We start from the raw sequence: 23,574 nt of genomic DNA on the forward strand, positions 1-23,574 counted from the left end.
AGGCTAGAGCGCGGCCATGTCTTCCTCTGCAGCCGCGCCCCACCCGCTCCATTTCGGCAATTTCCGCGCCTATCTGGTCGGCCGTTTCTGCGCCACGCTGGCGCAGTACAGCATGATGATCCTGCTCGCCTGGCAGGCCTATAATGTCGCGCGGGAGACGATGAGCACGGGCGCGGCGTCGGCGCAGCTTGGCCTCATCGGCCTGGCGCAGTTCCTGCCGCTCTTCTTCCTGACGCCGGTGACTGGCTGGGTGGCCGATCATTTCGACCGGCGGATCATCACCCGGCTGACGCTGGCGCTGCTGATGCTCGCCGCAGCCGTGCTGGCCTTCGCCACCTATGAGGGCTGGGTCAGCCTGCCGCTGATATTTGGCATCGCGGTCATCGTCGGCATCGCCCGCGCCTTCAACGGGCCGGCCTATGGGGCATTGGCACCCAATCTGGTGCCGCCCGCCGTGCTGCCGACCGCCATCGCCTTGTCATCGGTCGCCTGGCAGACCGGCGACATCCTCGGCAAGGCGGTGGGTGGCTATGCCTATGCGATCGAGCCCTGGGCCGCCTATGCACTGTCAGCGGCCTTGTTCGGCGTCGGCCTCATATCGATGATGATGATTGGCCCCGTGCCACAGCCGCCACGCCAGCAGGGCCGCCATCCCATCCGGCAGATGATCGACGGCTTCACCTACCTCAAGAGCAACCGGCTGGTGCTGGCGACGATCACGCTGGACCTGTTCGCGGTGCTGCTCGCCGGCGCGACCGCGCTGCTGCCCGTCTATGCCCGCGACATCCTGCATGTCGGGTCGACCGGCTATGGCCATCTGGCGATCGCGCCGGGGATCGGCGCGGCGCTGACCGCGCTCTGGTTCTCCTTCCGCCCGATGAAGACGCAGGTCGGCCTCAAGATGCTGGCGGCGGTCATCCTGTTCGGCCTGGCCACGATCGCGTTTGGTTGCACCGCCTTCCTGCCGCGCGACATCGCAGTGGAGGCTGGCATCGCCGCGCTGATCGTGCTGGGCGGCGCCGACATGGTGTCGGTGTTCGTGCGCCAGTCGCTGGTGCAGTTGCACACGCCCGACGCCATGCGCGGCCGCGTCTCCAGCCTGTCGCAGCTGACCATTTCCGCTTCCAATGAATTGGGCGAAGCGGAATCGGGCTTCCTTGCGGCGCTCGTTGGGCCTATCGCTGCGGTCATCGGGGGTGGCGTGGGTGCCATTCTCGTCACGATATTCTGGGCGCGGCTCTTTCCCGAACTGCGCCTTGCACGCACTTTCGACCCACCCGACTTAAGGGAGGCGGACATCAGCCAGGAGACGGCCCAATGAAAGCTGCCACTATTCTCGATACCATCGGCAATACCCCCCATGTCCGGGTCAACCGGCTGTTCGGGGACGCTGAAGTGTGGATCAAGTCGGAACGGTCGAACCCCGGCGGGTCGATCAAGGACCGCATCGCGCTGGCCATGATCGAGGCGGCCGAGGCATCGGGCGATCTGAAGCCGGGCGGCACGATCATCGAGCCGACGTCGGGCAATACCGGCGTGGGCCTGGCCATGGTCGCCGCGGTCAAGGGTTACAAGCTGATCCTGGTCATGCCCGAAAGCATGTCGATCGAACGCCGCCGGCTGATGCTGGCCTATGGCGCCAGTTTCGACCTGACCCCGCGCGAAAAGGGCATGAAGGGCGCGATCGAACGGGCGCTGGAACTGGTGTCGCAGACGCCCGACAGCTGGATGCCGCAGCAGTTCGAGAATCCCGCCAATATCGACGTGCATGTCCGCACCACCGCGCAGGAAATCATCGCCGATTTCGCCGATGCGCCGATCGACGTGCTGATCAGCGGCGTGGGTACGGGCGGCCATATCACCGGCACTGCCGAGGTGCTGAAGAAGCAGTGGCCGAACCTCAAGGTCTATGCGGTTGAGCCGACCCTGTCGCCGGTCATCAGCGGCGGCCAGCCCGGCCCGCACCCGATCCAGGGCATTGGCGCGGGCTTCATCCCGGCGAACCTGCACACCCAGATTCTCGATGGCGTGATCCAGGTCGATCCGGCCGATGCGAAGGACTATGCCCGTCGCGCCGCCAGCCAGGAAGGCATGCTGGTCGGCATCTCGTCGGGCGCCACGCTCGCCGCGATCGCGCAGAAGCTGAAGGAACTGCCGGCAGGCAGCCGCGTTCTGGGCTTCAATTATGACACCGGCGAACGCTATCTCTCGGTGCCCGACTTCCTGCCCGAATAAACGGACGCACGCACTAGGCATGAGCAGCAACACTCCCTTCCCCCAGCCACATCCTGCGATGTGGCTGATATGGCTGTTGCTGTTCGTCGGCCTGCCCATGGCAGTGGCTGGCTGGGAAAGCCGGCCATACGCCGAAAATGGCCTACATTCCGGCACGATGGACGCAAATAAAGCGTCCCGACGAGATCGCCCTGTTCTGCCGCCGCCGAAGGTCGAACCGGTCGAGATATTTACGCTCGACGCCAATCAGGCCCGTGATCTCAACGCCAAGATCCCCTTTTCGGCCGATCCCAATCCCGCCGCTCTGCCTTTCATCTTCCGCGGATCAGCGATCGACCTTGCTCGAGCAACAGATTGCCTTGCCGCCGCGCAGTTTTATGAAGCAGGAGACGACGCGAAGGGCGAACAAGCGGTCGCCCAGGTGGTTTTGAACCGCGTTCGCCACCCCGCCTTCCCTAAGACTGTATGCGGCGTTGTGTTTCAAGGACAGGAACGGGCTACAGGCTGCCAATTCACCTTCACCTGTGACGGTGCGCTGGCCCGGATGCCCTCCACCGCAGCTTGGGAAAGGGCGCGCGAGATCGCACAAGCGGCATTGGCGGGCAAGGTATTCCAGCCGATCGGCTACGCCACCCATTATCATACCGACTGGGTCGTGCCCTATTGGAGCAGCAGCCTCGACAAGATCACAGCAGTTGGTCCGCACCTTTTCTTTCGCTGGCGCGGCTGGTGGGGCACTCCCCCGGCCTTTCGTCGCGGCGATGAAGGTAGTGAGCCGTTGATCGCCAAGATCGGGCGGTTCTCCCCGGCACATCTGGGCGGCGCCCTGCCCCTGCCCGGCCGGCTAACACCCGTAGGCGACAGTGCCGAGGCGATTGTAGCGCAAGCTCGCCAGGCGATCGGGCTGGACCTGATCGGCAAAAGCATTGCTGGCGTACGCCTGATCGCTCTCGCCGACGCGCGCAGTTTCCTAGTTGAACTGCCGCGTGGTAGCCGCCCCGACAGTTGGCCGATGAGTGCGCAAACCTTTTGCGCAGGTCGTCCCCAATGCCGGATCATGGGTTGGGTCGGAAGCGACGCGCCCAAGCAACTGCCGCTGTCACTCGATAATCTGATGTCGATGCGCTTTTCCTATATCCATGATGTCCAGAATGGTTTGCAGCGCGCGCTATGGAATTGCACCGCCACCCCTCGCTCCAACAAAAGCGAATGCATGCGTGATCGGTTACCCGTCGTGATGCCGCCAACAGCAACCCAACTCCCGCAGCTTAGCGGCGTACGACGCAAAGAGCGGTTTGAGACGGTAAAAATCACGCCGCCGCCGATTTCGACAAAGAGCGAGCGGGGACCAGCGTCAGAGACAACGATCGCGACCCATCCCCTCCCTTCTGGCTCGTGACTTAAGCGGAACAAAACATCGAATGGCGTTGCGGATTCTCATCTGAACAACGTTATGGTATAAAATACCACATTGCCCGAGGATATGATGGATACGCGGCGGGACTTTCTTGGACGAGCTAGAAACGCGCTGGGCGCTACCCTTGTGGCTGGAATCGCGCTCGACGGCGCAGTAGCATCTTCCGCCACCGCCGACAGATGGCCCGACGAGGCCCCCTTCCGCTTCAGCGGCAACATGACGGATTTCGAGGCGGCACAGCGCGCACTGCTGCCCCTCTATGACGTGGAGCGCGATTTCGCGACCTTCGACGCGGCCTATTATGGGGCGATGACCCGGCCGGTGGCGGCCAGCTATCGCGCCTATTCGCAATGGGTCAACCGCAACAATTCGCTGTTCCTGCGCAATGCCGCGCCCGGCCATCCGCGCGATACGGAGCTGGACCGGTCGCGCGCGGCCGTGGCAAAGCTGCTCGGCGCGCAGACCGAGGAGATCGCGCTGTCGGGCGGCGGCACCGAGGCGCTCTATGCGCTGATCGCCAACTACGCGCTACTCAAGGCCGGTGACGCGGTGATCTATGCCGATGTCGACTATGACGAGATGCAATATGCCTGCGACTATCTGGAGCAGAGCCGGGGCGCCCGCATCGTTCGCTTCAGCCTGCCCGAGCCGCATACGGAAGCGAATATCCTGGCCGCCTATGACAGGATATTGAAGGAAACGCCGCGCGCGAAGCTGCTGCTGCTCACCCATTTGTCCAACCGCAACGGGCTGGTGCCGCCGGTCAAGGCGATCGTCGCCATGGCCAAGGCGCGCGGTGTCGACGTGATCCTGGACAGCGCCCAGGCCGTCGGCCACCTGCCCTTCACGGTCGAGGACACGGGCGCCGACTTCATCGGCTTCTCGCTGCACAAATGGCTCGCAGCACCGCTCGGCACCGGCGGCATCTATATCCGCAAGGACCGGCTGCAGGACATTTCCCCCTGGCTCGGCAACCGCATCCATGGGCCGGAAGATATTCGCGCGCGCATCCCGACCGGCACGGTCGACTTCGCCGCCCGCCTGACCATCCCGCGCGCGATCGCGGTGCAGGATGCGATCGGACTGGAGGCGAAATATCGCCATCTCGTCCGGCTGCGCGACTATTGGGTCGAGCGGGTTCGCGACATCGCCGGATTGGAAATATTGCTGCCACAGGAGGTCGGCCGCTTCGGCGCCGTCACCGGTTTCCGCCTGTCCGGGATGAAAGGCCCGGATGGCGCCAAACAGGCGGCCAAGCTGTTCCTCGACAAATATCGCCTGCTGGTGGTGGCTAAGGCCGGGCTTGCATCCGGGCCAGTGCTGCGCGTGACGCCCGCCCTGTTCAACAGCAGCGCCGAGCTGGACCGGCTGGTCGCGGCGATCAGGGCGGAGCGGAAACTGTTCAGCTAAGACGGTCCGCCGCCTGTGCGAGCAAGCGCCGGGCTTCGTCCGTCACCGCGATTGCGGCGGGTGAGAGCGACCGGCCGGCCCGTCGCACCAGCGCGATCTCGCTCTGTATGGGCGGGCGGTCAACCAGATCGAGCATGACCAGCGCACCGGCCGCGATGTCGGCCTGCGCCGCCGCCGGCGCCCCAACCCAGACTGCGTCCGAGCGCAGCGTCAGATCCCGCAGGATATGGAAATTGTCGCAGATGAAAGCACCGGTCATGTCCGGCAAGCCGGCGAGAACCAGATCGGACGCGCTGGCAATGGCAAAAGGCCCCAGATCCGCTCGACCAAGCCCGGTGCGCCCGGCCAGCGGATGCCCGCTGCGCACCAGCAATCCGACCTCGATCGCCCCAACCATCTGCACGCTGAGCCCCTGCACATCGGCCAGCGGCCAACTATTGCCGAAGATCAGTTCGATCTGATCGTCCATCAGCGCCTGGACCAACTGGTCGGGCGTGCGGATCATGGTCCGCAGCAGAAGGCCGGGGCGGGTGCGCTGCACATAGGCGCCAAGATCGGGCAGTAGCAGGCTGGCCATCAACGGCCCAAAGCCGATCGCGACCTCTCCCGCCTCACCGCGTGCCAGGAGCCGCAGGTCGCGATCCATACCTGATGCCAGTCCGACCAGATCGCGCGCCTGATCGATGATCTGGCGGCCGATCGCGGTCGGGATCACCCCGCTGCGGCTGCGATCGAACAGCCGCACGCCATAGCGCGTCTCGAACGCGGCGATCGAGCGGCTGAGCGCCGGTTGGGTGATGTTGAGCTGCTCGGCGGCTCGCGAAAAGCTGCGGGCCTGCGCGACGGTCAGGATGTGGCGAAGGCGAAGAATATCCATGCACAAATGTTATCCTAATCGCATCCAATATGCATTGGACGATATGCGTCACACACAGCACCCTTAAGCCAACCGTTCCTGAACGGACGACAGGGAGAGACCATGCACGCATTCCTCTATGCCAGCGCCGGCGCCGCTGCGCTGATGATCGCCGCCGCCAGCCCGGCGCAGACGGTGCGCACCACCCTGCCGATTCCCCCCGCGCCCTTCGACGGGGTCATTGCGCCCGATGTCGCCAATTCACGCCCGATGCCGGTGCAGCCGGTTCGCGCGCCAGCCAGCGCGCCCAATGTTTTGCTGTTCATGAGCGACGATGTCGGCTTTGCCATGTCCAGCGCCTTTGGCGGCCCGGTGCCCACACCCAATTTCGAGCGACTGGCGGCCATGGGCCAGCGTTACAACCGCTTCCACACCACGGGCATCTGCTCGCCCTCCCGCGCGGCGCTGCTGACCGGGCGCAACCATCATGCTGCGGGCAATGGCTATCTGAGCGACCTGCCGGCGGGCTTCCCCGGCTATATGGGCCGGATGGGACCGGACACCGCCACGATTGCCCAGATGCTGCGGCTCAACGGCTATAACAGCGCAATGTTCGGCAAGGACCATAATGTGCCCAAGAGCGAGCAGAGCGAGGCGGGACCGTTCGACAACTGGCCCACCGGCCGGGGTTTCGAATATTATTATGGCTTCATCGCCGGGGATAATGATCAATATTCCCCTACCCTGTTCCGGGGGATCAGCCGGGTCGCGCCGGAGGAGAATAAGGGCGACCTGCTCGACAAGCGATTGGCCGACGAGATCATCCGCTATGTCCACAACCAGAAGGCAGCCGCGCCCGACAAGCCCTTCCTGATCTATTATGCGCCCGGCTCCACCCATGCCCCGCATCAGGCGCCCGCCGACTATATCGCCCGCTTCAAGGGCCGGTTCGACCAGGGGTGGGACCGCATGCGGGAGGAAAGCTATCGCCGGCAACTGACCATGGGCATCCTTCCTAAGGGCACGCAATTGACCGCCCGGCCGGCCGAAATTCCCGCCTGGGACAGCCTCGATCCGCAACAAAGGGCCTTTGCCGCGCGGACGATGGAGGTCGCTGCTGCGCAATTGGTCTATCAGGACGAACAGTTCGGCCGGGTGCTCGACGAACTGGAGCGCATGGGCCTGCTGGAGACGACGCTGATCAGCGTGATACTGGGCGATAATGGCGCCGCTGCCGAAGCCGGTGTCGAAGGCACCGTCAACGAGATGCAGACGGTCGGGCGCCATAATGAAAGCCCGCAATGGCTGGCATCGAATATCGACCGCATGGGCGGACCCATGACCTATGGCACCTATCCCGCCGGCTGGGCCTGGGCGATGGACACGCCGTTCCGCTGGACCAAGCAGGTGGCGTCGATGCTGGGCGGCATTCGCAACGGCATGATCATGGCCTGGAAGGGGCATGTCGCAAAGCCGGGCAGCATCTGTGCGCAGTTCGGCCATCTCAACGATATCGTGCCGACCGTGCTGGAAGCCGCCGGCCTGCCCGCGCCGACGAGCGTCAACGGAATCACGCAGAAGCCGATCGATGGGAAAAGCCTGCTCCCCAGCCTGAGCCAGTGCCAGCCCAAGGCGCCGCGTACCCAATATTTCGAGATCGGGGGCAAGGCTGCCCTTTATCAGGATGGCTGGTTTGCCAGCATGGACGATGGCCGTGCGCCCTGGGCCGCGATGCCACCGGGCGGCGCCAATCCCCCCGTCACCTGGACGCTCTATGACCTGGAACGCGACTTTTCGCAGTCGACCGACCTGTCGACCTCGCAGCCCGACCGGCTCAAGGCGATGCAGGCCACATGGCAGGCGGAGGCCGAACGCAACCAGGTCTTCCCGCTGGATCACCGTTTCGGCGCCGGCCGGGCGGAAGGCATGGCGGCCTTTATCGGCGGCGGCAGACGCCATTATGAATATTGGGGCAAGGATATCAGCCTGCCAGCGGTCGGCCAGCCCTTCCTGGTCGGCCGATCCTTCTCCATCACTGCCCAACTGCACCTCGACAAGCCGGACGCATCAGGCGCCATCATGGCGCTGGGCAGCCATTTCGGCGGCTGGAGCCTCCATCTCGACCATGGCCGACCGAGCTTCGTCTTCGCCCGGTCGACCAAGCCCGAGGAGGTTGCACGGGTCGCAGCGGCCAAGCCTCTTCCCGCCGGCAGCACGTCGATACGGCTGCGCTTTGTCACCAGCGGCTTTGGCAAGCCGGCAGAGGTCACGCTCAGTTCCGGCGAAACACAATTGGCGCAGCTTTCGCTGCCGGTCAGCTTCCTGATGCCGGCTGGCAACGGCGAGACGCTGGACATCGGCCAGGACATTGGCGTGGCCGTCATCGACTATGCGACACCCCATGGTCGGCTGGAAGGGGATGTCCGCCATCTGACGATCGACATGGATTGATCCTGCCCCTTCACAAAGCCGCCCGCTTTTCCTATATGGGCGGTTCGAAATCGGTCTGTTCCTGTCCTCCCCGGATGGGACGGTCCGTCCCCCTCATCGCTCGGGGTCCGGTTCGCATGGCGCACGAAACCGGCGGAATTGGGCGAGTTTGGCGGGCAACAAGACGCTGACAGTGCGGATCGGACAGTCCCGGCCCGCACTTTTTTGCGTGGAATATGGGGTGCGAATCACCCCGGATTCCAGAGCATCCGGACTGAATTTCCGTTGCAATGCGGAAAAACACGACGAACAGACGACAGGCAGGAACCGCATGGCGACCAAGGCTCTCCCAACGATCAACACCGGCGCTAAGAAGCGCATCCGCAAGGTGTTCGGCGACATCCACGAAGTGGTGCAGATGCCGAACCTGATCGAAGTTCAAAGGGAGAGCTACGAACAGTTCCTCCGTTCCAACCCCGCGATCGGCTATGTGTCGGGCCTGGAAAAGACCCTGCGCAGCGTCTTCCCGATCCGCGACTTCGCCGGCACCGCCGAAATGGACTTCGTCCATTATGAGCTGGAAGATCCCAAGTTCGACGTCGAGGAATGCCGCCAGCGTGGCATCACCTATGCCGCGCCGATGCGCGTCACCCTGCGCCTGATCGTGTTCGAGGTCGATGCCGACACCGAAACCCGTTCGGTCCTCGATATCAAGGAGCAGGACGTGTACATGGGCGACATGCCGCTCATGACGCAGAACGGCACCTTCATCGTCAACGGCACCGAGCGCGTCATCGTGTCGCAGATGCACCGCTCGCCGGGCGTCCTGTTCGACCATGACCGTGGCAAGACCCACTCGTCGGGCAAATATCTGTTCGCTGCCCGCGTAATTCCGTACCGTGGCTCGTGGCTCGACTTCGAGTTCGACGCCAAGGACATCGTCAACGTGCGTATCGACCGCAAGCGCAAGCTGCCGGTCACCGCGCTGCTGTACGCGCTCGGCCTCACCGCCGAGGAAATCCTGGGCCAGTTCTACAACAAGGTGACCTTCGTCCGTGGCGAAGGCGGCTGGCAGATCCCCTACACCGCCGAAGCCTGGCGCGGCCTGAAGCCCGCGTTCGACATCGTCGACGCCAAGTCGGGCGAAGTCGTGTTCGCCGCCGGCCACAAGATCAGCCCGCGCGCTGCCAACAAGGCGGAGAAGGATGGCCTGGCCACCCTGCTGATCCCGACCGAGGAAGTCTATGGCCGCTACAGCGCCTATGACCTCATCAACGAGAAGACCGGCGAGATCTACATCGAGGCCGGCGACGAAGTCAGCCCCGAAAACCTCGAAAAGCTGGACAAGGCGGGCATCGACCGCCTGGAACTGCTGGACATCGACCATGTCACCACCGGTCCCTGGATCCGCAACACGCTCAAGGCCGACAAGGCCGAAGAACGCGACCAGGCCCTGAGCGACATCTATCGCGTCATGCGCCCCGGCGAGCCGCCGACGAAGGAAACCGCCGAAGCGCTGTTCGCCGGCCTGTTCTTCGATCCGGAACGCTATGACCTGTCCGCGGTCGGCCGCGTGAAGATGAACATGCGCCTCGACCTGGATGCCGAGGACACCGTCACCACCCTGCGCGTCGAGGACATCCTGGCGGTCGTCAAGGAACTGGTGAACCTGAAGGACGGCAAGGGCGAGATCGACGATATCGACAATCTCGGCAACCGTCGCGTCCGTTCGGTCGGTGAGCTGCTGGAAAACCAGTATCGCGTCGGCCTGCTGCGCATGGAACGTGCGGTCAAGGAGCGCATGAGCTCGGTCGACGTATCGACCGTGATGCCGAACGACCTGATCAACGCGAAGCCGGCCGTGGCCGCGGTGCGTGAATTCTTCGGCAGCTCGCAGCTGTCGCAGTTCATGGACCAGACCAACCCGCTGTCGGAAGTCACCCACAAGCGCCGCGTGTCGGCCCTTGGGCCGGGTGGTCTGACCCGTGAGCGCGCTGGCTTCGAAGTCCGCGACGTTCACCCGACCCATTATGGCCGTATCTGCCCGATTGAAACGCCCGAAGGCCCGAACATCGGTCTGATCAACTCGCTGGCCACCTTCAGCCGTGTCAACAAATATGGCTTCATCGAAACCCCGTACCGCAAGGTGATCGACGGCAAGGTGACCAACGACGTCGTCTATCTGTCGGCGATGGAAGAGGCCAAGCACACGATCGCGCAGGCCAACGCCGAAACCAATGCCGACGGCACGCTGGCGGAAGACCTGATCTCCGCCCGTGAAGCCGGCGAATTCCTGATGGCGCCGCGCGACAACATCACCCTGATGGACGTCAGCCCCAAGCAGCTGGTGTCGGTCGCGGCCTCGCTCATTCCGTTCCTGGAAAATGACGACGCCAACCGCGCGCTCATGGGATCGAACATGCAGCGTCAGGCGGTGCCGCTGGTCCGTGCCGAGGCGCCGTTCGTCGGCACCGGCATGGAAGGCACCGTGGCCCGTGACTCGGGCGCGGCGATCGCCGCCAAGCGCGCCGGCATCATCGACCAGGTCGACGCGACCCGTATCGTGATCCGCGCCACCGGCGATGTCGAACCCGGCCAGTCGGGCGTCGACATCTACACGCTGCAGAAGTTCCAGCGCTCCAACCAGGACACCTGCATCAACCAGCGTCCGCTGGTGAAGGTGGGCGAACTGGTGCAGGCCGGCGACGTCATCGCCGACGGCCCGTCGACCGAGTTCGGCGAGCTGGCGCTGGGCCGCAACGTGCTCGTCGCGTTCATGCCCTGGAACGGCTACAACTACGAAGACTCCATCCTGATCTCCGAGCGGATCGTGAAGGATGACGTCTTCACCTCGATCCATATCGAGGAGTTCGAGGTCATGGCCCGCGACACCAAGCTGGGTCCGGAAGACATCACCCGCGACATTCCGAACGTCGGTGAAGAAGCGCTGCGCAACCTCGACGAGGCGGGCATCGTGTACATCGGCGCCGAAGTGGAGCCGGGCGACATCCTGGTCGGCAAGATCACCCCCAAGGGTGAATCGCCGATGACCCCGGAAGAAAAGCTGCTCCGCGCGATCTTCGGTGAGAAGGCAAGCGACGTGCGCGACACCTCGCTGCGTCTGCCGCCGGGCGTTGCCGGCACCGTCGTGGAAGTCCGCGTCTTCAACCGTCACGGCATCGACAAGGACGAACGCGCCATGGCGATCGAGCGGGAGGAAATCGACCGTCTCGCCAAGGACCGTGAAGACGAACGCGGCATCCTCAACCGTGCGACCTTCAACCGCCTGCAGGAAATGCTGATCGGCCAGACCGCCACTGCCGCCCCCAAGGGTGTCAAGAAGGGCGTTGTGATCGACGAGGCTCTGCTGGGCGAAGTCGAGCGTCACGAATGGTGGAAGTTCGCGGTCGAGGACGATGTCCGTCAGACCGGCATCGAAGCCGTCAAGGCCCAGTATGACGAAGCGGTGAAGCTGATCGTCGAGAAGTTCGAGGATCGCGTCGACAAGCTGCAGCGCGGCGACGAGCTGCCGCCGGGCGTGCTGAAGATGGTCAAGGTGTTCGTCGCGGTGAAGCGCAAGCTGCAGCCGGGCGACAAGATGGCCGGTCGTCACGGTAACAAGGGTATCATCAGCCGCATCCTGCCGGCCGAAGACATGCCCTTCCTGGAAGACGGCACCCCCGTCGACTTCGTGCTGAACCCGCTGGGCGTGCCGTCGCGCATGAACGTCGGTCAGATCTTCGAAACCCATCTGGGCTGGGCCGCACGCGGCCTGGGCGCCCAGATCGGCCAGGCTCTGGACGCATGGCGTGAAGCCAATCCGAACCCCGAGGCGGGCCAGCCCCCCGAGGCGGTGAAGGAACTGCTCAAGACGATCTATGGCGACAATTATGTCGCCGAAATCGAGGCGCGCAGCCCCGAGCAGATCGTCGAGCTGGCGCAGAATGTCCGTGCAGGCGTGCCGATGGCGACGCCGGTGTTCGACGGTGCTGTCGAATCCGACGTCTCGGCGATGTTGAAGCTGGCGGGCCTGGACGAATCCGGCCAGGTTTCGCTGTTCGACGGCCGTACCGGCGACGTGTTCGACCGCAAGGTGACCGTTGGCTACAAATATGTCCTGAAGCTGCATCACCTTGTCGACGACAAGATCCACGCACGTTCCATCGGCCCCTACTCGCTCGTCACCCAGCAGCCGCTGGGCGGTAAGGCGCAGTTCGGTGGCCAGCGCTTCGGTGAAATGGAAGTGTGGGCGCTCCAGGCCTATGGCGCCGCCTACACGCTGCAGGAAATGCTGACGGTGAAGTCGGACGACGTGGTCGGCCGCACCAAGGTCTATGAGGCGATCGTCAAGGGCGACGACACGTTCGAGGCCGGCATTCCCGAAAGCTTCAACGTGCTGGTCAAGGAAATGCGTTCGCTGGGCCTCAACGTCGAACTCGCCGCGATGGACGAGATTGACGACGACGGCATGGCGGCTGCGGCGGAATAAGGGATGCGCGGGCGCTGCTCCGGCAGCGCCCCCTCCCCTGCTTCGCCCGAAAATTACACCCTCTAGAGGGACTTGAGATATGAACGAACTGACGAACTTCGCCAATCCGATCCAGAAGCCGGAAACCTTCGACCAGATCCAGATTGGCCTCGCCTCCCCGGAGCGCATCCGCAGCTGGTCCTTCGGCGAAATCAAGAAGCCGGAAACCATCAACTATCGCACGTTCAAGCCCGAGCGTGACGGCCTGTTCTGCGCCCGCATCTTTGGTCCGATCAAGGACTATGAGTGCCTGTGCGGCAAGTACAAGCGCATGAAGTACAAGGGCATCGTCTGCGAAAAGTGCGGCGTGGAAGTGACCGTGTCGAAGGTCCGCCGCGAGCGCATGGGCCATATCGAACTGGCCGCGCCGGTTGCCCACATCTGGTTCCTGAAGTCGCTGCCCTCGCGCATCGGCCTGCTGCTCGACATGCAACTCAAGCAGCTTGAGCGCGTCCTCTATTTCGAAAGCTATATCGTCACCGAGCCGGGCCTGACCCCGCTGGAGAAATATCAGCTGCTGACCGAGGACGAACTGCTCGACGCGCAGGACGAATATGGCGAGGACGCCTTCTCGGCCGGCATCGGCGCCGAAGCCGTCAAGCAGATGCTGATGGATCTCGACCTGGAAGGCGAGAAGCAGGCGCTGCTGGACGAGCTGGCCGTCACCAAGTCGGAACTGAAGCCCAAGAAGATCATCAAGCGGCTGAAGGTCGTCGAGAGCTTCCTGGAATCGGGCAACCGCCCCGAATGGATGATCCTGGACGTCGTGCCGGTCATCCCGCCGGAACTGCGCCCGCTGGTGCCGCTGGACGGTGGCCGCTTCGCGACCTCGGATCTCAACGATCTGTATCGCCGCGTCATCAACCGTAACAACCGCCTGAAGCGCCTGATGGAGCTGCGTGCGCCGGACATCATCGTCCGCAACGAAAAGCGCATGCTGCAGGAAGCCGTCGACGCCCTGTTCGATAACGGCCGTCGCGGCCGCGTCATCACCGGCGCCAACAAGCGTCCGCTCAAGTCGCTGTCCGACATGCTCAAGGGCAAGCAGGGCCGCTTCCGTCAGAACCTGCTCGGCAAGCGCGTCGACTATTCGGGTCGTTCGGTCATCGTGACCGGTCCGGAGCTGAAGCTGCATCAGTGCGGCCTGCCCAAGAAGATGGCGCTCGAACTGTTCAAGCCGTTCATCTACGCCCGCCTCGACGCCAAGGGTCTGTCCATGACCCTGAAGCAGGCCAAGAAGTGGGTCGAGAAGGAGCGCAAGGAAGTCTGGGACATCCTCGACGAAGTCATTCGCGAGCACCCGGTCATGCTGAACCGCGCGCCGACGCTCCACCGTCTGGGCATCCAGGCGTTCGAACCCGTGCTGATCGAAGGCAAGGCGATCCAGCTGCACCCGCTCGTCTGCTCGGCCTTCAACGCCGACTTCGACGGTGACCAGATGGCCGTCCACGTGCCGCTCTCGCTGGAAGCCCAGCTGGAAGCGCGCGTGCTGATGATGTCGACCAACAACATCCTGTCGCCCGCCAACGGCAAGCCGATCATCGTTCCCTCGCAGGACATGGTCCTGGGTATCTATTACCTGTCGATGGAACGCGAAGGCGAGCCGGGCGAAGGCATGCTGCTGTCCGACATGCAGGAGGTCCATCAGGCCCTCTATGCCAAGGCGGTCACCCTGCACTCGAAGATCATCAGCCGCGTGCCGCAGACCGACGAAAATGGTCAGCAGTATATGAAGCGCTTCGAGACCACGCCGGGTCGCATGCTGCTGGGCGAATGCCTGCCCAAGTCGCACAAGGTGCCCTTCGACGTCGTCAACCGCCTTCTCACCAAGAAGGAAATCGGTGACGTCATCGACCAGGTCTATCGTCACACCGGCCAGAAGGACACGGTGCTGTTCGCCGACGCCATCATGTCGCTGGGCTTCCGCCACGCGTTCCAGGCCGGCATCAGCTTCGGCAAGGACGACATGGTCATCCCCGACAGCAAGGTGACGATGGTCGACGAGACCAAGGCACTGGTCGCGGATTATGAGCAGCAGTATCAGGACGGTCTGATCACGCAGCAGGAAAAGTACAACAAGGTGATCGACGCCTGGAGCCGTTGCGGCGACCAGGTCGCGAACGCCATGATGGACGAGATCCGTGCCCAGCCCAAGGATCCCAAGACCGGCCGTCTGGCACCGATCAACTCGATCTACATGATGGCGCACTCGGGTGCCCGTGGTTCGCAGGCCCAGATGAAGCAGCTGGCCGGTATGCGCGGCCTGATGGCCAAGCCGTCGGGCGAGATCATCGAAACGCCGATCATCTCGAACTTCAAGGAAGGTCTGACCGTTCTCGAGTACTTCAACTCGACCCACGGTGCCCGTAAGGGTCTGGCCGACACCGCGCTCAAGACGGCGAACTCGGGTTACCTGACCCGCCGTCTGGTCGACGTGTCGCAGGACTGCACCATCGTCGAGGATGATTGCGGCACCGAAAAGGCGCTGGAGATGAAGGCCATCGTTCAGGGTGGTTCGGTCATCGCCTCGCTGGGCGAGCGCATTCTGGGCCGTACCACGGCGCAGGATATCGTCGACAGCAAGGATGGCACCGTCATCATCCCGATCGGCACCCTGCTGGACGAAGCCATGATCACCCAGATCGAGGCGATCGGCACGCAGGCCGTGAAGATCCGCAGCCCGCTGATCTGCGAAAGCCGCATGGGCGTTTGCGGCAAGTGCTACGGCCGTGACCTCGCCCGTGGTACGCCGGTGAACATCGGTGAAGCCGTCGGCGTCATCGCGGCGCAGTCCATCGGTGAACCGGGCACGCAGCTGACCATGCGTACCTTCCACATCGGCGGCGCGGCGAACTTCAACGAAACGTCGAACCTGGAAGCCCTGTCGGACGGCACGATCGAGCTGCGCGACATGCCGACCATCACCGACAAGAATGGTCGTCGCCTGTCGCTCGCCCGTAACGGCGAAGTCGCGATCATCGACAGCGAAGGTCGCGAACGCGAAACGCACCGCCTGCCTTATGGCGCCACCATCCTGTTCGCAGATGGCGATGCCGTGAAGAAGGGCGACCGTTTCGCCGAGTGGGATCCCTTCACCATGCCGGTGATCACGGAAAAGCCGGGTATCGTTAAGTATGTCGACCTGATCGACAACAAGACGCTGACCGAACAGACCGACGAAGCAACCGGCATCGCCCAGCGCGTCGTCATCGAGCATCGTGGTGCCGCCCGGACGAAGGAAGATCTGCGTCCGCGCCTGACCCTGATGGACGACAATAGCGGTGAAGCCGCCCGCTACATGCTGGCGGTCGGTGCGACCCTGTCGGTCGACGATGGTGCCGAGGTTCAGGCCGGTGACGTGCTGGCGCGTGTCAGCCGTGAAGCGGCCAAGACCCGCGACATCACCGGTGGTCTGCCGCGCGTTGCCGAGCTGTTCGAAGCCCGCAAGCCCAAGGACAATGCGATCATTGCCAAGGTCTCGGGCCGCGTGCAGTTCCTCAAGGATTACAAGGCGAAGCGCAAGATCGCCATCAATCCCGAGGATGGCGGCGAGCCGGTCGAATATCTGATCCCCAAGAGCAAGGTGATCGACGTTCAGGAAGGCGACTACGTGAAGCGTGGCGACAACCTGATCGGTGGTTCGCCCGATCCGCACGACATTCTGGAAGTGCTCGGCATCGAGCCGCTGGCCGAATATCTGGTCGCCGAAATCCAGGAAGTCTATCGCTTGCAGGGCGTGAAGATCAACGACAAGCACATCGAGACGATCGTTCGTCAGATGCTGCAGAAGGTCGAGATCATCGAGTCCGGCGACACCACCCTGCTGGTCGGCGAGCAGGTCGACCGCGAGGAAATGGACGAGATCAACAGCAAGCTGCAGCCGGGCTTCGCCCCTGCTGCCGGCAAGCCGGTGCTGCTCGGCATCACCAAGGCCTCGCTGCAGACCCGTTCGTTCATCTCGGCGGCATCCTTCCAGGAAACCACCCGCGTCCTCACGGAAGCGGCGGTCCAGGGCAAGAAGGACACGCTGGTTGGCCTGAAGGAAAACGTCATCGTCGGCCGCCTCATCCCGGCGGGCACCGGTGCCGGCATGAACCGCCTGCGCGTTGCCGCCTCGTCGCGTGACGCGGCGATGCGGGCCGCGCTGCGCGCTTCGGCCCAGGTCGACCTGATCGCGCCGAAGAGCGCGGCCGAGGAACATGCGGCCGAACTGGCCCAGGGTCCGGAAGCCGCGATCGGCGACGATCCGCTGGGTGCCGTGCAGGGTGATGATTTCACCACGCAGGACATGGACTGACTTTGAAAAGGCGGGAGCCGCTTCCTACATCGGGAGCGGCTCCCAGCCCGGTTTTGAGAGAGACCGACATATTGCCCGCCGGATCAGCGATGATCCGGCGGGCTTTTCTTTGTCCGGTGAAGGCAGCCGGTCAGCGATCGGGAGGATCGACAAAAAACTGCGGAAAGGCTGCACAAAGCGCTTGACCGACTCTGAATCCCCGCCTATCTGCGGCCTCCCAAGCGGGGCAAGCCCTGCTGATGATGCCCGATCCTCTAATGGTAAGAGAGCGGACTCTGACTCCGTCAATCAAGGTTCGAATCCTTGTCGGGCATCCAAATCTTCCCCCCATCAGATAAAAGCTGACTAGTGATGATGTCGCGCGCCCTATGGACGTCGAAGGCCATCATCCCTATATACCGGTCGGTATGGAAATCACGGCAACACAGAGTGGCAGGGGCCGCCCGCGGGAGTTCGATCCCGAGGAAGCCCTGGCGGCTGCGCTTCAGGTCTTCTGGCGGCGCGGCTATGAAGGCGCGTCGCTGGCGGAACTGACCGAAGCGATGGGCATCACCAAGCCCAGCCTCTATGCCTGTTTCGGCAACAAGGAAGCCCTGTTCCGCAAGGCGCTCGACCTCTATGAGCGCGACAAACTCTGCTATGTGAAGTCGTCGCTGGAGGCACCGACCGCCAAGGCCGTGGCCGAGCGCATGCTGCGCGGATCGCTGGCGATCCAGACCGGCAACAAAGATCCGCAGGGGTGCATGGGCGTCATCAGTTCGGTCGGCGGCACCGCCCATTCCGAATGTATCCGCGACGAGGTGCTGGCCCGTCGTGCCTCGTCCGACCGCGCCCTGCTCGACCGGTTCGAACGCGCCCAGGCAGAGGGCGACCTGCCCGCCGGAGTCGAGCCGCAGGCGCTCGCCTGTTACCTCTCGACGGTGATCCAGGGCATGGCCGTGCAGGCCGGCGCCGGCGTGCCGCGCGATCGGCTGGAACAGCTGATCGACACCACCCTCACCATGTGGCCCAGCAAATAGCGGGTTTTATTTCGCTTTTGCGTGCGTCCGCCCCTTGAAATTGCCGCACTGCAAATAAAATACCTCCCGGTACAAAAAGACGGTTGACGGGACAGCCCCCGTTAATATATACCATGCGGTACACAATGATGCTGGGTGTATAGCCCAGGGAGGTCATCATGCAGCAATTCCACCATCGGCGCTGTCGACGATAGCGTCACCCAAAGGGGCGGTTTCCCGGTAACGGGTTCCTCCTGATTCACCATCTTTGCGCCCTCTTCGCGACGGTTTGTGTCGTTCGCGCCGCAAGGACGCATGCCCGCATCTTCGGGCGAGTTTTTCGGGACGCGACCCGCGCTTTTCCGCGTGCGGCCGTGCGCCCGCTTCAGATCGCAGGAAGGAACAAGCCATGGCTTTCCTTGATTTCGCCCAGGCACTTGCCGGTCCGCAGATGGCGGTCGGCGCCACCCGCCCCACTCCCGCCGTACCCGCCATCAGTGTCGAGGCACAGGCGACAGACTTTTCTGCCCAGGAATGGCAGATCGTCGACCTTGCCCGCACCGACGGTTTGCGCTCGCTGCGCGGCCCCGGCTCTTTCGCCCGTCTGCGCCAGTGGATCTGGGGCGAGGAACATAGCCCCACGCTTGCCAGCGAACGGCTGGAAGCGCTGCGCCGTCTGGCCGTCGAGGCCTGGCACAAGGGCTATGCCGTGTCGCTTTCCGCCCTCGCCGCCTTCCGTGCAGCCGGCTTTTCCACCGCGCAGCTCGAATTGCTGCTCGCCACCATCAGCGCGGGCCGCACCGCCCGCGTCCCCCGGAGCTAATCCATGAACCAGTTCACCAAGATCACAGCCGACGGCACCGCGTCGGACATTCACGCGCCACCAGGAAGCCGATGGTCGCGCAAGCATGGCGGCATCGCCGCCGTCGCGCTCATCGCCCTGTTCGGCATCGGCTGGAAGCTGGTCGACCGCCCGTCGGCCCAGGCTGCGGCCGCCCCGCTCGCAGCGGTCGGCGTATCCGCGCCGCTCGCCCGCAGCGTGACGCAGTGGGATGACTATGTCGGCCGCTTCGCCCCCAGCCAGACGGTCGAGATCCGCCCCCGCGTATCGGGCGCGGTGACCGCCATCCATTTCCGCGACGGCGATTTCGTCCGCCACGGGCAGTTGCTCTTCACCATCGACCAGCGCCCGTTCCAGGCCGCCCTAGCCGAAGCGCGCGCCAGCGTCGCCTCCGCCCGCAGTGCGCTGCTGCTGGCCCAGAATGACTATGGCCGCGTCCAGCGACTGACCGGCGACGAAGCCGTGTCGGCCAGCGAAGTGGACTCGCTCCGCTCGCGTCTGCAGGCGGCGCAGGCCGCCCTGGCCGGCGCGCAGGCCCGCGAACGCAGCCGGGCGCTGGACGTCGAATTCACCCAGGTCCGCGCGCCGATTTCCGGCCGCGTGTCGGATCGCCGCGTCGACATCGGCAATCTGGTGTCGGGCGGCGAAGGCAGCACCGCGTCGCTGCTAACCACGGTCAACAAGCTCGACCCCATCTACTTCAACTTCGATGCGTCCGAAGCGCTCTACCTCAAGTCGCAGCGCGACAAGGAGAATGGCGGCGCGGTGGAAGTGCGACTGCAGGATGAGGCGGACTATAACCACAAGGGCCGGCTCGACTTCACCGACAATGGGCTAGATCCCCGGTCGGGCACGATCCGCATCCGCGCCATATTCGACAATCCGGGCAATTTCCTGACCCCCGGCCTGTTCGGCAATATGCGCCTGGCCAATGGCGGCAAGGCCAATGCCCTGCTGGTCCCGGACGAGGCGATCCAGTCCGACCAGGCACGCAAGACCGTGCTGGTGGTGGACAAGGATGACAGCGTCGCGGTGAAGCCGGTCGAGCTTGGCCCGATCGTCGACGGGCTGCGCATCATCCGCAGCGGCCTCGATCCCAAGGACCGGGTGGTCGTGACCAATATCCAGGCAGCGATGCCGGGTGCCAAGGTTGCGGTGAAGCCGGCCCGGATCACCCCGACCCCGGCGCCCGTCACCCCGGTCGACAGCGCCGCCCCGGTCGCTGCCCAGGCCACCTTCGCCCGGTAAGCACTGGCCCCACCCTTCACACGGGTGGGGTCAATCAAACGAAATCCCAAGCCCGTGATCCGGCCCGGCCGGATCGCGCGGTATCCCTTTCGCTCGTTCGCAAAGGATGATCCGATGCGTTTCTCCCGTTTCTTCATCGACCGGCCGATCTTTGCCGCCGTCATCGCGGTGGTCATCACCGTGGTCGGTGCGCTCGCCTTCGTCGGCCTGCCGGTGTCGCAATATCCCGACATCGTGCCCCCCACGGTCACGGTTTCCGCCCAATATCCCGGCGCTTCGGCCGAAACGGTCGCGTCGACCGTGGCCGCGCCGATCGAACAGGAAATCAACGGCGTCGACGACATGCTCTACCAGAGCAGCCAGTCGACCGGCGACGGCAAGGTCGTCATCACCGTCACCTTCAAGATCGGCACCGACCTGGATGCCGCGCAGGTTCTGGTGCAGAACCGCGTCGCCGTCGCCATCCCCCGCCTGCCCGAGGAAGTGCAGCGGCTGGGCGTCGTGACCCGCAAGACCACGCCCGAATTCCTGATGGTCGTGAATTTGCAGTCGCCCGACGGCACCTATGATCGCGACTATATCTCCAACTATGCCCTGACCCAGGTGCGCGACAGACTGGCTCGTCTGGATGGCGTGGGCGACGTGCAGCTGTTCGGTTCGCGCGACTATGCGATGCGCATCTGGATCGATCCCGATCGCGCCGCTGCGCTGGACCTGACCGCCGGCGAGATCGTCTCGGCGCTCCGCGCACAGAATGTTCAGGTGTCGGCCGGTTCGATCGGCCAGCCCCCCTATGACCGGGGCGAAGCCTTCCAGCTTGGCGTCGAGATGCAGGGTCGCCTGACCACGCCCGATCAGTTTTCCGACATCGTCATCCGTTCCGACGCCGATGGCCATCAGGTGCGCGTGCGCGATGTCGCCCGCGTCGAGCTGGGCGCGCAGGATTATGGCACCAACACCTATCTCAGCAACAAGCCGACGGTCGTGATCGCGACGATGCAGCGCCCCGGCTCCAACGCGCTCGACGCGGCGGAGAAGGTCAAGGCGGAGATGGAGCAACTGTCCAAGCGCTTCCCCAAGGGCCTGGAATATAGCATCATCTACAACCCCACCGAATTTATCAGCCAGTCGATCGACGCCGTCTATCACACGCTGTTCGAAGCGGTGATCCTGGTCGTCATCGTCATCCTCATCTTCCTGCAGAATTGGCGCGCGGCGGTCATCCCGATCATCGCGATCCCGGTCTCGCTGATCGGCACGGCAACGATGCTGGCGGCGGTAGGATACTCGCTCAACAACCTGTCGCTGTTCGGCCTGGTGCTGGCGATCGGCATCGTCGTCGATGACGCGATCGTCGTGGTCGAGAATGTCGAACGCAATATCGAGAATGGCATGAGCCCGCTGCAGGCGGCCCGCGTGTCGATGGACGAAGTGTCGACCGCGCTGATCGCGATCGTGCTGGTGCTGTGCGCCGTGTTCGTGCCGACTTTGTTCATCACCGGCATTTCCGGTGCCTTCTACCAGCAGTTCGCGGTCACCATCTCGACCGCGACGGTCATCTCGCTGATCCTCTCGCTCACCCTGTCGCCGGCTGCAGCCGCCCTGCTGCTGAAGCCCAAACATGGCGCCCATGACCTCGACAATGCGCCGCGCTGGCGCCAGGTCGCGGCCAAAGCGGCGGATCGCTTTAACCAGGGCTTTGATCGGATGAGCGCGGGCTATGCGCGCCTCACCCGCTTCCTCGTCGCCCGGCCCAAGAAGATGCTGCTGACCTATGCCGGCCTGATCGCCGCCACCATCGCCCTGTTCTGGGTGACGCCCGGCGGCTTCATCCCGGCGCAGGACCAGGGCTATTTCCTGGCCGTCGTCCAGCTGCCTTCGGGCGCGTCGCTGGAGCGCACCGACAAGGTGACGCGCGAGGTCGCGGCGAAGATCCTGCCGATCAAGGGGCTGCGCGGCGCAGTGATGTTCGCCGGCTTCCACGGCCCGTCGCAGACGCAGGCGCCCAACAGCGCGGCGATCTACTTCCCGTTCAAGAGCTTTGCCGAGCGCAAGGCGGAAGGTGCCACCTATGCCGGGATCATGGATCAGGCGAACAAGGCGGTCGCGGGCTATGACAAGGCGCGCATCCTGCTGGTGCCGCCGCCGCTGATCCAGGGCATCGGCTCGGCCGGTGGCTATCGCCTGATGCTGGAGGACCGGGAGGATCGCGGCTATGCGGAACTCAACAAGGTCGCCGGCGAACTGATCGGCAAGGCCAATCAGAGCCCCAGCCTCGCGCAGGTCTATACATTGTTCGACGTCGGCACCCCGCGCATCTTCGCGGATGTCGATCGCCGCAAGGCCGACCTGCTGGGCGTGCCGCCCGTGCGCGTGTTCGAAGCGATGCAGGTCTATCTCGGCTCTGCCTTCGTCAACGACTTCAACCTGCTCGGCCGCACCTATCGCGTGACCGCACAGGCCGATGCCGAACATCGCGGCACGGTGGCCGACATCGCCAACTTGAAGACCCGGTCGAACAGCGGCCAGATGGTGCCGATCGGTTCGGTCTCCACCTTCCGCGACAAGACCGGTCCCTATCGCGTGGTCCGCTACAACCTGCTGCCCGCGGTGGAAATCGATGGCGACACGGCACCGGGCTATTCGTCGGGCCAGTCGCTCAGCACGATGGAGAAGCTCGCCGACGCCGCCCCTGCCGGCTATGCCAGCGAATGGACCGGCGTTGCCTATCAGCAGAAGATTGCCGGCAATACCGCAGGCATCGTCTTCGGCATGGCGGTCTTCTTCGTCTTCCTGGTGCTGGCGGCGCAATATGAAAGCCTGACCTTGCCGCTGTCGATCATCCTGATCGTGCCAATGTGCCTGTTCGCAGCCATGCTGGGCGTGAACCTGCGCGGGATGGACAATAATATCCTGACCCAGATCGGCCTGGTCGTGCTGATTGCGCTCGCAGCGAAGAACGCCATCCTGGTGGTCGAATTCGCCAAGCAGGCGGAAGAGGAACAGGGGCTGAGTCCGGTCGAAGCCGCGGTTCAGGCTGCCCAGACCCGTCTGCGCCCGATCCTGATGACCAGCTTCGCCTTCATCCTGGGGGCGGTGCCGCTGGTGATCGCCAGCGGGGCCGGCGCCGAACTGCGCCAGGCGCTGGGCACGGCAGTCTTCTTCGGCATGACCGGCGTGACGGCCTTCGGCCTGCTCTTCACCCCCACCTTCTATGTCGTGTGCCGCGCGCTGGGCGATCGTTTCGCCCGCCGCCGGCGCCCGGAGGCTGACGATGCTGCGGCATTGCAGCCGGCCGAATGAGGACAAAAGCC

General features: G+C 64.1%; 12 protein-coding genes and 1 tRNA gene. 12 read left to right on the top strand and 1 reads right to left on the bottom strand.

The genetic code is table 11. The features are described 5' to 3' along the window. Positions 1–16 precede the first annotated feature (16 nt). From ACI6S0_RS14845 to ACI6S0_RS14860, 4 genes are all read left to right on the top strand, one after another. Entirely contained in the window at positions 17–1,321 is a 1,305-nt protein-coding gene (locus tag ACI6S0_RS14845; RefSeq protein WP_037508247.1) for an MFS transporter, read from the top strand. Next, entirely contained in the window at positions 1,318–2,235 is a 918-nt protein-coding gene (gene cysK / locus ACI6S0_RS14850; protein WP_010338110.1) for a cysteine synthase A, read from the top strand. Before ACI6S0_RS14845 ends, cysK begins: the two co-directional genes overlap by 4 nt. 19 nt (positions 2,236–2,254) lie before the next feature. Next, complete coding sequence (locus tag ACI6S0_RS14855) at positions 2,255–3,634, top strand: cell wall hydrolase (RefSeq protein ID WP_434403539.1); 1,380 nt, start codon at positions 2,255–2,257, stop codon at positions 3,632–3,634. Between the two features lie 87 nt (positions 3,635–3,721). Continuing rightward, the gene (locus tag ACI6S0_RS14860) at positions 3,722–5,062 is read left to right on the top strand and encodes an aminotransferase class V-fold PLP-dependent enzyme (RefSeq protein ID WP_434405955.1); all 1,341 of its coding nucleotides are present in this window, start codon (positions 3,722–3,724) and stop codon (positions 5,060–5,062) included. Here the strand turns inward: ACI6S0_RS14860 and ACI6S0_RS14865 are convergent. Further along, complete coding sequence (locus tag ACI6S0_RS14865) at positions 5,055–5,939, bottom strand: LysR family transcriptional regulator (protein ID WP_434403540.1); 885 nt, start codon at positions 5,937–5,939, stop codon at positions 5,055–5,057. The genes ACI6S0_RS14860 and ACI6S0_RS14865 overlap by 8 nt on opposite strands. Positions 5,940–6,041: 102 nt before the next feature. On the opposite strand from ACI6S0_RS14865, the gene ACI6S0_RS14870 reads away from it, so the two are divergent. The 8 genes from ACI6S0_RS14870 (at position 6,042) to ACI6S0_RS14905 (ending at position 23,563) form a co-directional block, all read left to right on the top strand. Then, on the top strand, positions 6,042–8,369 hold the full coding sequence (locus ACI6S0_RS14870; RefSeq protein WP_434403541.1) for an arylsulfatase: 2,328 nt from the start codon (positions 6,042–6,044) through the stop codon (positions 8,367–8,369). A 310-nt stretch (positions 8,370–8,679) separates the two neighbouring features. Then, positions 8,680–12,837, top strand: a complete 4,158-nt coding sequence (gene rpoB / locus ACI6S0_RS14875; protein WP_004208471.1) for a DNA-directed RNA polymerase subunit beta — start codon at positions 8,680–8,682, stop codon at positions 12,835–12,837. A 79-nt stretch (positions 12,838–12,916) separates the two neighbouring features. Then, complete coding sequence (gene rpoC / locus ACI6S0_RS14880) at positions 12,917–17,173, top strand: DNA-directed RNA polymerase subunit beta' (RefSeq protein ID WP_004208472.1); 4,257 nt, start codon at positions 12,917–12,919, stop codon at positions 17,171–17,173. Positions 17,174–17,416: 243 nt separating this feature from the next. Further along, positions 17,417–17,490, top strand: a tRNA-Gln gene (locus ACI6S0_RS14885). 51 nt (positions 17,491–17,541) lie between these two features. Further along, on the top strand, positions 17,542–18,192 hold the full coding sequence (locus ACI6S0_RS14890; RefSeq protein WP_434403543.1) for a TetR/AcrR family transcriptional regulator: 651 nt from the start codon (positions 17,542–17,544) through the stop codon (positions 18,190–18,192). Between the two features lie 388 nt (positions 18,193–18,580). Beyond that, positions 18,581–18,994, top strand: coding sequence for a hypothetical protein (locus tag ACI6S0_RS14895; protein ID WP_434403544.1), 414 nt, complete (start codon positions 18,581–18,583; stop codon positions 18,992–18,994). Between the two features lie 3 nt (positions 18,995–18,997). Continuing rightward, positions 18,998–20,260 carry an efflux RND transporter periplasmic adaptor subunit gene (locus tag ACI6S0_RS14900; protein WP_434403545.1) on the top strand — a complete coding sequence of 421 codons (1,263 nt, stop codon included), beginning with the start codon at positions 18,998–19,000 and terminating at the stop codon, positions 20,258–20,260. A 114-nt stretch (positions 20,261–20,374) separates the two neighbouring features. Next, a complete protein-coding gene (locus ACI6S0_RS14905) occupies positions 20,375–23,563 on the top strand; it encodes an efflux RND transporter permease subunit (protein WP_434403546.1) in 3,189 nt (1,062 codons plus the stop codon). The last annotated feature ends 11 nt before the right edge of the window (positions 23,564–23,574 follow it).

The sequence above is a fragment of the Sphingobium sp. DN12 genome, from assembly GCF_051058005.1.
Taxonomy (GTDB): domain Bacteria; phylum Pseudomonadota; class Alphaproteobacteria; order Sphingomonadales; family Sphingomonadaceae; genus Sphingobium; species Sphingobium yanoikuyae.